The following is a 14,310-nucleotide window of genomic DNA, read 5'->3' on the forward strand; positions in this document are numbered from 1 at the left end:
TTCGTCTAAATGGTCCGATTACTTACCGGATATGAATGCCAACAATGTCCCGGAACAGCAGATTCCCTTGACTGTCGTGAATCTTGACTTCCATGGTATGAATTCCGCGATACGCAGCGTCACGGGTCCAAGTGTACGTTCTCGACTCACGGCCACGATTTGACTGATTCGGCGTCACATCAAAGCTGCCTTGATCATCTTCACTCATGCCAGCGTCAGATGCTTCTTGGCCATGATTCCGTCGAACCCACGTACCGCGCAAAGGTAAGCGAAGTCCGTCTAATGCGTGCGGGTCAATAATAATCTGGAAGCGAATCTGAGTTCCCTTATTGATGCATCTCGAAAGCGACCTATACTCTTTGTAGCCGTCTCCTTCATGCAAGTGAGCTTGAAAACGAATCCCTTGACGTGCGACAGCACCTTTCATCAAACCTTGGCGCATCTCTAATGGAATCGGCAGAAGGCGCGCAAATTCTTCAAATCTCAGTTCATGAATCGCATAATTATGACTGTCTCCATTTGGCAGCGAATAGTTAGGGCGCAAGTATGGCTCCACCACCGGTTTACCATCGCGCATTACCGTTTTTTGACCAGTGAAATGAGATGGAAAATCCAGGTGCCGCACTAAATTGCTACCGAGCATTGCACTGTCTTTTGATGCCATCGATTGAAGCTTTGCCGCAGCGTCAACAAAGAATGAAGTTGCCGTAACTTCGGACACATCGGTGTAGCCATAAGATGACCATATGACCTCGTTGTCACCTCCGTAGTCGATGCCGACTCTGAATCCAATGTCGCCGGGATCAATGCCTTGCCTTTGCAGACCGGGGCCGATCGATTCATCCATTAAGAGACGCAGCATCGCAGCGCAGTTAATCGCGGCCATGCATGCAGATTCGCGGTCTTGATTTACCCCGCCAAAGTAGGCCATAAGGGCATCACCCATGAATCGATGGACGTGTCCATCAAATGCCCTCACCGTTTCGGAGGCCGCACGCAAAATCGTATTTTTGATTTTGCGCACATCGATCAACTCGTAACGCAGCGAAAGCCGTGTTGAGTTTTGTATGTCGATGAAGACGGTGGTGATATGATGACTCTTCACGTCGTCAGTGCCATCCAAGTACTCGAAATCTGGATGCGCGCCTATCGTACTAGTGTTAACGCCCTCCTTGCCAAACCAATCACGAATTGGACGTTGAATGGCATATTCGTCGGCGTCAACGTTAGCCAAGCCGAATCCTGGATGGTCTGCGCTATCGAAAACAATCGAGTCGCTTCTACGTATACTTTCCAACGTAGGTTGCGCAGACTTTGCGAGTATTGCCGACCGCGAGGTGCGGTTACCCGTCTTATACATTGTCTCAAAGCTAGATCGAAATAAATCTTGATTCTTCTTACTCATTTCTTTCTCTCACGGCGAGGTCAGGCAGAGCGCAAAAATAGTTGCCAAACTTAGCGGCAGTTGCACCCTGGCGAGAACATAAATTGATCCATTCAATGTCTTCATTTTCTTTGAAACGATACATGCCAGCACGTGCGCTTGACGTGCCAAGTCTTCGACAATCTCGCTATCAGAAATCTCGTTAATTCGATTAACATAACCATCCCTACCACCGACCAATGATGCAACGTCACCAAAGAAGACTATCGATGGTTTTTCATGTGGAGCGCGTCCCGATGGAGTTTGTGGGTTGAGTGCCTCGTATGCACGAAATGCCCCATAAAGGGTAGCCGCGACAGAAATTCCAGCAATGACTAGTGCTAGCCACCAATGTCCATCATGTTGTTGTTTGGCCGACAAATCAATAATCTTAAAGGCGACTCCGCCAATATAAGCCATTGAATACGACAGGATCACTGCAATCTTTGCGTTCGTCGCGCCGATGTAGCTGTCGTAGCGTTTAATGATCTCAATAAGTAGCTTTTGCTGGCTCTCTGCGCGCTTCGACGCATCTCCTGAAGTAGCTGACGTCATACATCTCCTAGCGATTAGCGACAAACTCCTGGGTTATTATGACACGAGAATTAACGTAATATTGCAGCATGCATCTTGGTCTTCCAATCATGTATTTTTCAGGTAGATGTAGATCGGTTTAAATTCTTCGCGGTGAAATTCAAATTCCGAATTTACTTCCAAAAAGATAGTTACGTAGAAATCCAACGGCAGTGCAGCGCAAGGCCCTAATGTTGAGTCGAATGCCAAGTCGAGGTAAACTTCGTGCAGACAGGGCAAAAATCCTGTCCCATTTCTGTCCCACTTGTGGGCCAAGAACAGGAACTCTTTGCGAACTGACCAGACAACCCATTGCCGCGCCCAGGTGGAAACCTACGGCAAGACCGGCGTGGAAATGGAGGCGCTGACCGCCGTGCAGGTCGGCCTCTTGACTGTGTACGACATGTGCAAGGCCGTCGACCGCGGCATGGTGATGACCGACATCCGCGTCACCGAAAAGGCGGGCGGCAAGTCGGGCGACTGGAAAGCCTGATGCTGCGCCGCGCGGCCGTCGCATCATTTCTTGTCCTGCTCGCAGCTTGCGACAGCAATGAAGCTGGGCATGGCAGCCGCGCGGCGATGGCCGAGGTGGCGAACGCTGAGTGGCACCGCAAGGACCTCAACGCCCATCTGTCACGCTGGCTGGCAGTGGCCCCCACGCCTTCCGGCCTGCTGCAGGGGCAATTCGATCGCAACTGGCAGGCGCCGGCCAAGATCAGCGGCGACCTGACCCTGCACAGCCGGCTGGTGTACACCATGCTGGTCGGCTATGAATCAACAGGCGATGCGCGCTACCTGGAAGTGGCGCGGCGCGGCACCGACTTCCTGCTGTCGTCTTTCCACGACCCGCTGCACGGCGGCTTTTTCCAGGTTGTCGACGCCGGAGGCAAGCCGGTCAGCACGACCAAGAACACCTACGGCCACGCGTTTGCCTTGCTGGCGCTGGCGCACGCTGCAAGGGTGACGGGCGAGCCGAAATACAAGGCGGCGGCGCTGGCCGCGTGGCAGGACATCCGCCGCAACCTGCGCGAACCAGGCGGTGGCTTGCGCGGTTCCGCGCCGCGCGACTTTGCTCCGAAGCTGGAAGGCAGGCACTCGCAGAATCCCCTGATGCATATGTTCGAAGCCCTGCTGGCCTTGGTCGATGCGACTGGCGACCAGCAAGTGGTGGCCGATGCGCGCGAGCTGGGCGATTTTGTCCTGAACCAGCTCATGGTTGGCCTGCCCGATGGCGGCGCCTATATCCCCGAGTGGTATGACGAGCAGTGGAAGCCGCTCACCGGCGACGACGGCTTTACCGACCTTGGCCACCAGTTCGAATGGAGCCACCTGCTGCGTAGTGCCGAAGCGCGCGGCCTGCCGCCTATCTATTCGGGCGTGGCGGACCGCCTGCTGAAGTTTGCCGTGGCGAAAGGCTATGACGAACAGGATGGCGGCATCTTCAACCGCATGTCGCCCAGCGGGCAAGTGGACCGCAGCAAATACTGGTGGCAGCAGGCGGAAGGCATGAAGGCTTTCCTCGCCGTGGCCCAGCGGCCGGACATGGCGCGGCGCTACCATGAAACGCTGGAACTGGTGGACAAGGAAATCCTCGACCGCGAAAACGGCGGCTGGCGCTTCGGCGCGAAAGAGACTTGCGGCGGCGGTTGCAACAAGATGCAGCCCGACCCGTATCACCTGGTCGGCCTGGACTGGACCGTCCTATCGACAAAGCAATAGTTGATGCGCAGCCTTATTGTACAATGGGCAATGGCTCATAAATAGACAATAACGAAGATGGCGGGCGAAAACAAATTGCAGGAATATGCGTTTGAACAGATGAACCTGCAGGTTGGCGGGCGCATCCAGTTGATCACCCATCGCACGCTGCGGCCCATGCAGCATTTCTCGACCGTCATTGGCTGGGTGCGTGACGAGTACATGATCGTCAAGATACCGATGGAGAACAATGGGCCAATCGCCGTTACCGAGGGTGACAAGCTGACGGTGCGGGTATTCTCGGGCGTGAACGTCTGCTCCTTCTCGACCGTCGTGCAGCGTGTCTTCCTGCGGCCTCTGATGTATGCGCACGTGGCCTTCCCCAGCGAAATCCAGGGCACCAGCCTGCGCGCGGCAATGCGGGTGAAGGTCGAGATCCCGGCCAAGATGTCGCGCGATGACGGCCACCATGCTTCCGTCTTCCTGGTGAACCTGAGCGTGTCCGGCGCGCTGATCGAATCGGCCCAGCCTTTGAGCCGCGAGGGCGAGACGGTGCAGCTGGACTTTACCCTGCTGGCGCCGCCGGACGACCGGCAAGTGCGCATCAATACCCCGGCGCTGGTGCGCAACGCCACGGTCGCGCAGTCGCAGAAGGGAGACGGGAAGGATGTGTTCAGCTATGGCGTGCAATTCACCGGACTGGACCCTGCGCATTTCACCCTGCTGCAAAACCTGACTTACGAGGCCATGCTGGCCGACCGTCAAAAAATCGTCTGACCGGTCCAGCGGATCACTTCAACTTTGCACCTCAGCTGTGGCGGAATGCCATCAGGATGCCGCTGAGGTCGAGGATGTCGCCGCCCTTCAGCGGGTGCGGCTGGCGCGGCATCGGGTCGCCGTTCAGCAGCGGCGACTTGTCGCCTTCCACGTGGGCGACGGAATAGCCTTCCAGGGCGCGGGTAATGACCACCACTTGCACGCCGGGGCGGCCCAGGCTGGTGACGGCCTTGGTCAGGCTCAGGGTTTTGCCGGCGTTGCTGCCGTTCAGGACTTCGATATGGGCGAGCGGCAGTTCGGCGAACTGGGTGTTCGGTGCGGCGGCCGGGGCCGATGGCGGAACCGGCATGGCGGGGATGGTCGCGGCGGCGGCGGCCAGGGGGCGGATGCCGTCGCTGACGAATTCGAGGTGGTACTTGGCCATCTTGATCACATCCTTGTTCTGCAGGAAGTGCTTGCCGATGCGGTGGCCGTTCACAAATGTACCATTTGTGCTTTGCAGGTCTTCCAGGAAGGAATCGTCCAGGATGGTGGTGACGAGGGCATGCTCACCACTGACTGCGGGGTGATTCAGGACAATGTCGTTATGCTTATGGCGGCCGACGGTCATGCGCTCCTTGGTGAGCTGCACTGTCTGCTCGATAACACCTTCTCGCATCACGAGTAGTTTTGCCAAATCGATATCCTCCGGGTAAACAAAAACGGGGAGCCGAAGCTCCCCGTTATCATACAGCTACTATTACAGCATTGCCTTCAACAGACGAGCCATTTCGGAAGGATTCTTGGTTACCTTGATGCCGCAGGCTTCCATGATTTCCAGTTTGGCTTGCGCAGTGTCGGCGCCGCCGGAGATCAGCGCGCCGGCGTGGCCCATGCGCTTGCCTGGAGGAGCGGTCACACCGGCGATGAAGCCAACCACTGGCTTCTTCATGTTGTCCTTGATCCAGCGTGCTGCGTTGGCTTCGTCCGGACCGCCGATTTCGCCGATCATGATCACAGCGTCGGTGTCAGGATCGTCGTTGAACATGCGCATCACGTCGATGTGCTTCAGGCCGTTGATCGGGTCGCCGCCGATACCAACTGCGGAAGACTGGCCCAGGCCCAGTGCGGTCAGCTGGCCGACTGCTTCATAGGTCAGGGTGCCGGAGCGGGAAACCACGCCGATACGGCCCTTCTTGTGGATGTGGCCAGGCATGATGCCGATCTTGATTTCGTCCGGGGTGATCAGGCCTGGGCAGTTAGGGCCCAGCAGCAGGGTCTTGGAACCTGCTTTAGCCATGCGGTCTTTCACTTCCATCATGTCGCGGACTGGGATGCCTTCGGTAATGCAGATGGCCAGGTCCAGTTCGGCTTCTACGGCTTCCCAGATTGCAGCGGCTGCGCCTGCTGGTGGAACGTAGATCACGGAAACGGTTGCGCCGGTTTCCGAAGCCGCTTCCTTGACGGATGCGTAGATTGGGATGCCTTCGAAATCTTCGCCGGCTTTCTTAGGGTTCACGCCGGCGACGAAAGCTTCCTTGCCGTTCGCGTAGTCGCGGCACATGCGGGTGTGGAACTGGCCGGTCTTGCCGGTGATGCCCTGGGTGATGACTTTGGTGTCTTTATTGATCAGGATAGACATAGTGATTCCTTAATTATTTACCGGCAGCGGCAGCAACAACGCTCTTGGCTGCATCTTCCATGGTGTCAGCGGAGATGATTGGCAGGCCGGAGTCGGCCAGCATCTTCTTGCCCAGGTCTTCGTTGGTGCCCTTCATGCGGACGACCAGCGGTACTTGCAAGGACACGGCTTTGGATGCGGTGATCACGCCTTCGGCGATCACGTCGCAGCGCATGATGCCGCCGAAGATGTTCACCAGGATGGCTTTCAGGCCTGGGTTCTTCAGCATGATCTTGAACGCTTCGGTGACTTTCTCGGCCGTTGCGCCACCGCCCACGTCCAGGAAGTTGGCTGGCTCGCCGCCGAACAGCTTGATGGTGTCCATGGTGGCCATGGCCAGGCCGGCGCCGTTCACCAGGCAGCCGATGTTGCCGTCCAGGGAGATGTAGGCCAGGTCGAATTTCGATGCTTCGACTTCAGCTGGATCTTCTTCGTCCAGGTCGCGGTAAGCCACGATTTCCGGGTGACGGAACAGGGCGTTGGCGTCGAAGTTGAACTTGGCGTCCAGGGCGATGACCTTGCCGGAACCGGTCAGGATCAGCGGGTTGATTTCGGCCAGGGAAGCATCGGTTTCCCAGTAGGCTTTGTACAGGCCTTGCAGGTTGGTCACCGCGTCGGCGATCGAGCCTTCCGGCACGCCGATCTTGGCGGCGATGCCGGCGGCTTCGGCGTCGGTCAGGCCAACGGCTGGATCGATAGCGATCGAGTGGATTTTTTCCGGGTGCGATTCTGCGACTTCTTCGATGTCCATGCCGCCTTCGGAGGAAGCCATCAGGACTACGCGCTGGGTGACGCGGTCGGTCACCAGGGAAACGTACAGTTCTTTCTTGATGTCGGCGCCTTCTTCGATCAGCAGGCGACGGACTTTCTGGCCTTCAGGGCCGGTCTGGTGGGTCACCAGCTGCATGCCCATGATCTGGTCGGCGTACTCTTTCACCTGTTCCATGGTCTTGGCAACCTTCACGCCGCCGCCTTTACCACGGCCACCTGCATGGATCTGTGCCTTCACGACCCACACTGGGCCGCCCAGGGTTTCAGCAGCTTTCACTGCCTCTTCCACGGACATGCACGGAATACCGCGCGGTACGGTCACTCCGAACTTTCGGAGGATTTCTTTGCCTTGATACTCATGGATTTTCATGCTGGCTTTCCCTTCTTTCGAATACCTGTTTGTTGGTTAGATGTATTTTGTACAGCACCTAGGCTGCTTCTGTCTTGTTGACATACCAGCGTGGGTAGAACTCGGCAACTGCCCCGCCATCGGTCTTGAGAGCGTGGCACTTGTCAAGTTGGAACGGTTTTTCTGTCGCAGTGCTGGAGCGCTCGTTCACTGGCCAGACATCGTTGGCAAAGGCTTGCACGGCTGCCGTCGGCAGCACCAGGGCCAATTCTGTCAGATGGGTACAGCCTTGTACGCCGGCCAGCCTTTCCTTGACTGCATGGCGAAAACCCTTCATCAGGTTCAGGCCGATCAGGGCTTTGTAGGCGGGGCCGATCGTGTTGCAATGGCCAGGATAGGGAACAGCGTCCGAACTTGCTTCGGCATCGACGATGGTCAGCTGCTTATCGACGGTCACGCGCAGCCACAGGTCGTGCAGGGCTTCGTTGCCCTTGCGCGGGCCCGATGCCAGCATGGTGTCGAAGGATTTAATGTCCGTGATATGGGCGTCAAGATCCCACAGGCCATCCTCGCGTGAATACGCCTGGATGTCTATGGCGCGCGTGTGCCGCAGCGCTCGTCGGGAGACAGGATTTGACAGGGACATAAGACCGATGCCACTCAAAAGTGGCCAAAATTATAAGCAGCTAAACAGTACGCCGCAGCTTCTACGGACAACCACCGCACCCGCGGTGCTGCATAAAACTATCGAAGTGTAGCATACCTGCCCGGGCATCAGAATTCCTCGTCGGGCATGGTGCCCTTCATGGCGGTACGGATGGCTTTCTGCGAGAAGCCGCGCGACATGAGGAAGCGCAATTGTTTCTGGCGGCCTTCGGGATCTGCGGCGACTTCGCCGAATTTGCGGCGCCAGACTTCGCAGCAGCGCTCGACTTCGTCTTCTTTCAGGCTTTCCTTGACCTCGGCCAGCATCTCGCCGCCGATGCCGTGATGCTGCAGTTCGGCCACGATGCGGCTGTTGCCGTAGCGGGCGGAGCGGCGGTGCACCAGGTTTTCGGAAAAGCGCTCTTCAGAGAGCCATTTGTTTTGTTCGAGGAAATTCAGCAGGGCTTCGACGTCGTCGCCCTCTTCCGCGTGGCGTTGCAGCTTGCGGGCGAGTTCGAGGCGGCTGTGCTCGCGCTGGCTGAGCAGGCGGAGGGCACGGGCTTTGAGGGTGGGTTTGGGGAGGGGCATGCTTTCTTAAAAACGGTAAATCTGGGTCTGACCCAAGGGTCAGACCCGTCTGTGCCGAAGTCGCAGGCCGATGATCTGGCGGGTCTGACCCTTGGGTCAGACCCTGGTTTACCGGTTTTAGTCGACCGCCTTCAGCTTAGGCGCAGGCGCTTCTTCGCCAACATCAGTCACGGCCGGCAGCTCGCGCACGCCCAGTGCCGCACGCACCTTGTTCTCGATTTCACGCGCCAGTGCCGGACGCTCCTTGAGGAAGGAACGGGCATTGTCCTTGCCCTGGCCGATACGTTCGCCGCCGTAGCTGTACCAGGAACCCGACTTCTCGACGATCTTGGCGTCCACGCCCAGGTCGATGATCTCGCCTTCGCGCGAAGTGCCTTCGCCATACAGGATGTCGAAGTGGGCTTCCTTGAACGGCGGCGCAATCTTGTTCTTGACCACCTTGACCTTGGTCTCGTTACCGATCACCTCGTCGCCCGACTTGATCGAGCCGGTACGGCGGATGTCGAGGCGCACGGAGGCGTAAAACTTCAGGGCATTGCCGCCGGTGGTGGTTTCCGGCGAGCCGAACATCACGCCGATCTTCATGCGGATCTGGTTAATGAAGATCACCAGGGTGTTGGTGCGATTGATGGTGCCGGTCAGCTTGCGCAACGCCTGGGACATCAGTCGCGCCTGCAGGCCCGGCAGGGAATCGCCCATATCGCCTTCGATTTCGGCTTTCGGGGTTAGCGCGGCAACCGAGTCGACCACGATCAGGTCCACGGAACCGGAGCGCACCAGCGCGTCGCAGATTTCCAGGGCCTGTTCGCCGGTGTCCGGCTGGGAGATCAGCAGCTCGTGCAGGTTCACGCCCAGTTTCTGGGCATACACCACGTCCAGCGCATGTTCCGCGTCGATGAAGGCGCAGGTGCCGCCCATTTTCTGCATTTCAGCGATGGCTTGCAGGGTCAGGGTGGTTTTACCGGAAGATTCAGGACCGTAGATTTCCACTACACGGCCGCGTGGCAGGCCGCCTACGCCCAGCGCGATGTCCAGGCCCAGGGAACCGGTGGAGACAGTCTGCACTTCCTCGATCGGGGCCGATGCGTCCATGCGCATCACGGAGCCTTTGCCAAACTGCTTTTCAATCTGGGCCAGTGCAGCCGCCAGGGCCTTGGCTTTTTCCGATGCAGGTACTGCGCCTTTTTTGTCGTCCATGATGTTCTTTCGCGGGCTAAATGAATTGGGTCACTACGGTGTACAGGTGGTACTGTATAAAATTACAGTGCTTTTGACAAGCCCCTTTTTGCAAACTTTGCGAAAAGTCAAACGGCTGGAGTACAGTAGCCCTATGCGTATCCTATTAGCCGAAGATGACAGCGTCCTCGCCGACGGCCTGACGCGTTCCCTGCGCCAGTCCGGCTATGCGATCGACTGCGTAAAAAACGGGCAGGAGGCGGACACCGCCCTGTCCACCCAGGAATTCGACCTGCTGATCCTGGACCTGGGCCTGCCCAAGATGTCCGGCCTGGAAGTGCTGCGCCGCCTGCGCACCCGCGGCTCGCTGCTGCCGGTGCTGATCCTGACCGCGGCCGATTCAGTGGAACAGCGGGTCAACGGCCTCGACCTGGGCGCCGACGATTACATGGCCAAGCCGTTCGCGCTGTCCGAGCTGGAGGCGCGGGTGCGGGCGCTGACCCGGCGCGGCCAGGGCGGCGGCTCCACTGTCGTCAAGCACGGCCCCCTTACCTACGACCAGGTCGGGCGCAGCGCCTATATCAACGAGCAGATGCTGGACCTGTCGGCGCGTGAACTGGGCCTGCTGGAAATCCTGCTGGCGCGCACCGGGCGCCTGGTGTCGAAAGAGCAGCTGGTGGACCACCTGTGCGAATGGGGCGAAGAGGTCAGCAACAACGCCATCGAGGTCTATGTGCACCGCCTGCGCAAGAAGATTGAAGTGGGCGGCATCCGCATCGCCACCGTGCGCGGCCTCGGCTATTGCCTGGAGAAATTCAACCCGCCGCAACCGCCGGCCGCACCGTGAACGGCGAGCAGCAGGCCGCCGACTGGGAGCACGCCCCGGCCGCCGAAGAGAACGAGATCCAGCACTCGCTGTTCGGCGAGATCCTCGACTGGATGCTCGCTCCCCTGCTGCTGCTGTGGCCAATGAGCATCGCCATCACCTACCTGGTGGCCAAATCGATCGCCAACCAGCCCTTCGACCATGCGCTGGAAGACACCGTCACCGTGCTCACGCAGCAGGTGCGCGAGGTGGCCGGCGCGATTCCGCGCCTGCCCGGCCCGGCGCGCGACATCCTGCGTGCCGACGACGTGGACAATATCTATTACCAGGTCAGCAGCCCGTCCGGCGCCCACGTCGACGGCGACCGCGACCTGCCGCCGCCGCCGAAGCAGGATCCCGAGCTGCAGGACATCCGCGCCGGCGCCGTCCTGTTCCGCAACGCCACCCTGCACGGCACGCCGATCCGCATCGCCTGGACCTGGGTCAACCTGGAAGAAGACAAGGCGCAGCCGCCGCGCCTGGCCCTGGTGCAGGTCGGCGAAACGCTGGAAAAGCGCGCCAAGCTGGCCAATGAAATCATCAAGGGCGTGATCCTGCCGCAGTTCATCATCCTGCCGATCGTGCTGGCCCTGGTATGGTTTGCCCTGTCGCGCGGGCTGCTGCCGCTGCGTGAACTGCAGGAGCGCATCCGCGCCCGCCCGTCGGACGACCTGAGCCCGATCCCGCCGCGCCAGGTACCGGAAGAAATCACGCCGCTGGTCAAGTCGCTCAATGAAATGCTGGAGCGCCTCAAACTGTCGATCGATTCGCAAAAGCGCTTCATCGCCGACGCTGCGCACCAGATGAAAACCCCGCTGGCCGGCATGCGCACCCAATCGGAACTGGCGCTGCGCCAGACCGACCAGGCCGAGGTGCACCGTTCGCTGGAACAGCTGGCCAAGTCGTCGCAGGCGGCCACCCGCCTGGTCAACCAGCTGCTGGCACTGGCACGCGCCGAGAACCAGCCGCAGGCCGGCACCGCGATGGAGCCGCTGGAGCTGGGCGAAGTGGCGCGCAGCACGGTGCATGACTGGGTGCAGGCGTCCTTCAACTACGGCATCGACCTTGGCTACGAACCGCCGCCCGAGGACGTGCCGATTTCCGGCAACGCCATGATGCTGCGCGAGATGCTGTCCAACCTGATCGACAATGCCTTGCGCTACACGCCGCGCGGCAGCGCCGTTACGGTCCGCGTGCGCCGCACAGGCAGGCATGCCCTGCTTGAAGTGGAAGACAACGGCCCCGGCATCCCGGCAGCGGAGCGCGGCCATGTGTTCGAGCGCTTCTACCGCATCCTGGGCAGCAACACCGAGGGTTCCGGCCTGGGCCTGCCGATTGTGCGCGAAGTAGCGCAGCAGCACGATGCGGAAGTCGACCTGTTCGCCAACCCGCGCACCACCGACCCGAAATACCCGGGCTGCCTGTTCCGCGTGACGTTCCCGCTGCGCGTGCCGGACACGCCGCCCGAAGAAGAAGAGGTACCGCATTTTGGATAAGCTCGAGCGGCACTGGCGCCGCGTAAACCGCATGACCGCCTGGCTGCTCGCCACCTGGCTGCTCGCCACGTTCTGCATCATTTTCTTTGCGCGCGAATTGAGCGGCCTGTCGATCTTCGGCTGGCCGCTGTCGTTCTACCTGGCGGCGCAAGGCGCTTCGCTGATCTACCTGGCCATCATCGGCTTCTACGCATGGCGCATGCGCGCGCTGGAGCGGCTATACCGCAACGCTGGCGAGGACCAGGCATGAGGACGCCCTTCTTCCGCAAGCTGCAGCGCTATTACACGATCTTCACCAGCTGCTTCGCCATGTTCCTGCTCGCGCTGGCGATGCTGGAACAGGAAGGCATGCCGCGGCTGTGGATCGGCTACCTGTTCATGTTTGCCACCATCGTCTTGTACGCGGCGATCGGCGTGATCAGCCGCACTTCGAACGTGGCGGAGTATTACGTGGCGGGGCGGCGCGTGCCTTCGCTGTTCAACGGCATGGCCACGGCGGCCGACTGGATCTCCGCCGCATCCTTCATCTCACTGGCCGGTGGCCTGTACCTGCATGGTTTCGACGGCCTGGCTTACATCATGGGCTGGACAGGCGGCTACTGCCTGGTGGCGCTGCTGATCGGCCCCTACCTGCGCAAGTTCGGCCAATACACCATTCCCGATTTCTTTGCGGCGCGCTATGGCGGTGGATTCCACGGCCGCGCGGTAAGGTTGATGGCTGTCGGCGCCACCATCGTCGTTTCCTTCACTTACGTGGTGGCGCAGATCTACGCGGTGGGATTGATCGCTTCGCGCTTTACCGGCGTCGATTTCTCGGTCGGCATCTTCCTCGGCCTGGCGTCGATCCTGGTGTGCTCCTTCCTGGGCGGCATGCGGGCCATTACCTGGACGCAGGTGGCGCAGTACATCATCATCCTGGTGGCCTTCCTGATGCCGGCCATGTGGCTGGCGGTCAAGCACGGCGGCAACCCGGTGCCGCAAGTCGCCTACGGCAAGTTGCTGCCCAAGCTCAGTGCACGCGAAACGCAGCTGGCGCGCGACGAAAAAGAGGCCGAGGTGCGCGAAGTGTTCCTGCAGCGCGCCGAAGATTTCGGCGTACGCCTGCATGGCTTGCCTGCCTCCTGGGATTCCGGCCGGGTCGAGGCGCAGCACAACCTGGACATGGTCAAGCAGCGCAATGGCTCGCTGCTAGAAATCCGCGCCGCCGAACGGGCGCTGGCCGACTATCCCAAGACCGTGGAAGATGCGGCTGCCGTGTGGACGGCACAGCGCAACTACAACCTGGCGCGCGGACGCGAACTGGTGAAACATGCCGAGCCCTTCCCCGGCGCCAACCGCGAGCAGTCGGACCAGAAGCGCAACAACTTCCTGGCGCTGGTGTTCTGCCTGATGGTCGGCACGGCTGCCCTGCCGCACATCCTGATGCGCTCCTACACCACCCCGTCGGTGCAGGAAACCCGGGTGTCGGTGTTCTGGACCCTGTTCTTCATCCTGCTGGTGTACCTGACCATCCCGGCCCTGGCAGTGCTGGTCAAATACGACATCTACAGTTCCCTGGTGGGCAGCGATTTCGCGCACTTGCCAACCTGGGTGTCATACTGGGCCAATGTGGACAAGGCCAACCCGCTGCTGTCGATCAGCGACGTCAACCTGGACGGCATCGTGCAGCTGGCCGAAATCCAGATCGACAGCGACGTGCTGGTGCTGGCCACACCGGAGATAGCCGGCTTGCCCTACGTGATATCGGGACTGGTGGCGGCAGGGGGCCTGGCTGCGGCGCTATCCACCGCGGACGGCCTGCTGCTGGCAATCTCCAACGCCCTGTCGCATGACGTGTATTACAAGATCGTCGACCCACAGGCCTCGACGCAGAAACGGGTGACGATTTCCAAGCTGCTGTTGCTGGCGGTGGCCTTCATCGCCGCCTATGCCGCCTCCACCAAGCCGGGCGACATCCTGTCCCTGGTAGGCGCCGCCTTCTCGCTGGCGGCATCGACGCTGTTCCCGGCCCTGGTGGCCGGCGTATTCTGGCAGCGCGCCAACCATCAGGGCGCGATAGCCGCGATGGTGGCAGGCTTCTTCACCTGCCTGTACTACATGCTGCATGCCAACCCGGTCTTGGGCGGTAGCCTTAGTGGGCAGTGGTTCGGCATCGCCGCCAATTCGGCCGGTGTATTCGGCGTACCGGCCGGGCTGGCAGCGCTGGTGGCAGTCAGCCTGCTGACGCCGGCGCCGGATGCACGCACCCTGTCGCTTGTACGCCACATCCGCGCGCCAGAATAGCCGGAC

Annotated in this window: 14 protein-coding genes and 1 pseudogene; 7 read left to right on the plus strand and 8 right to left on the minus strand. The window is 60.0% G+C overall.

What is annotated here, in order from left to right:
* Positions 1–22 precede the first annotated feature (22 nt).
* The gene (locus ACN9MZ_RS27360; protein WP_426339949.1) at positions 23–1,234 is read right to left on the minus strand and encodes a nucleotide-binding domain-containing protein; all 1,212 of its coding nucleotides are present in this window, start codon (positions 1,232–1,234) and stop codon (positions 23–25) included.
* A gap of 180 nt (positions 1,235–1,414) precedes the next feature.
* Positions 1,415–1,978 carry a Pycsar system effector family protein gene (locus ACN9MZ_RS27365; RefSeq protein WP_426339950.1) on the minus strand — a complete coding sequence of 188 codons (564 nt, stop codon included), beginning with the start codon at positions 1,976–1,978 and terminating at the stop codon, positions 1,415–1,417.
* Positions 1,979–2,300: 322 nt separating this feature from the next.
* On the opposite strand from ACN9MZ_RS27365, the pseudogene ACN9MZ_RS27370 reads away from it, so the two are divergent.
* The 3 genes and pseudogenes from ACN9MZ_RS27370 to ACN9MZ_RS27380 form a co-directional block, all read left to right on the plus strand.
* Positions 2,301–2,489, plus strand: a pseudogene (locus tag ACN9MZ_RS27370) (cyclic pyranopterin monophosphate synthase MoaC); the annotation flags it as partial.
* Positions 2,489–3,715 (plus strand): AGE family epimerase/isomerase, encoded by a 1,227-nt coding sequence (locus ACN9MZ_RS27375; protein ID WP_426339951.1) that lies wholly within the window; start codon positions 2,489–2,491, stop codon positions 3,713–3,715. The pseudogene ACN9MZ_RS27370 and the gene ACN9MZ_RS27375, both read left to right, overlap by 1 nt.
* A 57-nt stretch (positions 3,716–3,772) precedes the next feature.
* Positions 3,773–4,471, plus strand: a complete 699-nt coding sequence (locus ACN9MZ_RS27380) for a flagellar brake protein (protein WP_426336499.1) — start codon at positions 3,773–3,775, stop codon at positions 4,469–4,471.
* A 31-nt stretch (positions 4,472–4,502) separates the two neighbouring features.
* Here ACN9MZ_RS27380 and ACN9MZ_RS27385 read toward each other — a convergent pair whose 3' ends face one another.
* The 6 genes from ACN9MZ_RS27385 to recA all read right to left on the minus strand — a co-directional run bounded on the left by ACN9MZ_RS27385 (position 4,503) and on the right by recA (position 9,681).
* Positions 4,503–5,147 carry an FHA domain-containing protein gene (locus ACN9MZ_RS27385; protein WP_426339952.1) on the minus strand — a complete coding sequence of 215 codons (645 nt, stop codon included), beginning with the start codon at positions 5,145–5,147 and terminating at the stop codon, positions 4,503–4,505.
* A gap of 63 nt (positions 5,148–5,210) precedes the next feature.
* Positions 5,211–6,092 (minus strand): succinate--CoA ligase subunit alpha, encoded by an 882-nt coding sequence (gene sucD, locus ACN9MZ_RS27390; protein WP_426339953.1) that lies wholly within the window; start codon positions 6,090–6,092, stop codon positions 5,211–5,213.
* 13 nt (positions 6,093–6,105) lie between these two features.
* Entirely contained in the window at positions 6,106–7,272 is a 1,167-nt protein-coding gene (gene sucC / locus ACN9MZ_RS27395) for an ADP-forming succinate--CoA ligase subunit beta (protein ID WP_426339954.1), read from the minus strand.
* Positions 7,273–7,330: 58 nt separating this feature from the next.
* Positions 7,331–7,897, minus strand: a complete 567-nt coding sequence (locus ACN9MZ_RS27400; RefSeq protein ID WP_426165395.1) for a DUF2889 domain-containing protein — start codon at positions 7,895–7,897, stop codon at positions 7,331–7,333.
* Positions 7,898–8,025: 128 nt separating this feature from the next.
* A complete protein-coding gene (gene recX, locus ACN9MZ_RS27405; protein WP_426339955.1) occupies positions 8,026–8,484 on the minus strand; it encodes a recombination regulator RecX in 459 nt (152 codons plus the stop codon).
* A 117-nt stretch (positions 8,485–8,601) separates the two neighbouring features.
* Entirely contained in the window at positions 8,602–9,681 is a 1,080-nt protein-coding gene (recA, locus tag ACN9MZ_RS27410) for a recombinase RecA (RefSeq protein WP_426339956.1), read from the minus strand.
* Positions 9,682–9,814: 133 nt separating this feature from the next.
* Here recA and ACN9MZ_RS27415 point away from each other — a divergent pair, with 133 nt between their 5' ends.
* Genes ACN9MZ_RS27415 through ACN9MZ_RS27430 form a run of 4 tightly spaced genes read left to right on the plus strand, consistent with a single transcriptional unit; the run spans position 9,815 to position 14,304 of the window.
* A complete protein-coding gene (locus tag ACN9MZ_RS27415) occupies positions 9,815–10,507 on the plus strand; it encodes a response regulator (protein ID WP_426165401.1) in 693 nt (230 codons plus the stop codon).
* Entirely contained in the window at positions 10,462–12,021 is a 1,560-nt protein-coding gene (locus ACN9MZ_RS27420; RefSeq protein WP_426339957.1) for a sensor histidine kinase N-terminal domain-containing protein, read from the plus strand. The genes ACN9MZ_RS27415 and ACN9MZ_RS27420 overlap by 46 nt, the downstream gene beginning before the upstream one ends.
* On the plus strand, positions 12,014–12,271 hold the full coding sequence (locus ACN9MZ_RS27425) for a DUF4212 domain-containing protein (RefSeq protein WP_426339958.1): 258 nt from the start codon (positions 12,014–12,016) through the stop codon (positions 12,269–12,271). Before ACN9MZ_RS27420 ends, ACN9MZ_RS27425 begins: the two co-directional genes overlap by 8 nt.
* Positions 12,268–14,304, plus strand: coding sequence for a sodium:solute symporter family protein (locus tag ACN9MZ_RS27430; RefSeq protein ID WP_426339959.1), 2,037 nt, complete (start codon positions 12,268–12,270; stop codon positions 14,302–14,304). The genes ACN9MZ_RS27425 and ACN9MZ_RS27430 overlap by 4 nt, the downstream gene beginning before the upstream one ends.
* Positions 14,305–14,310: the final 6 nt, after the last annotated feature.

Source organism: Pseudoduganella sp. S-14, assembly GCF_049913285.1.
Taxonomy (GTDB): Bacteria; Pseudomonadota; Gammaproteobacteria; order Burkholderiales; family Burkholderiaceae_D; genus Rugamonas.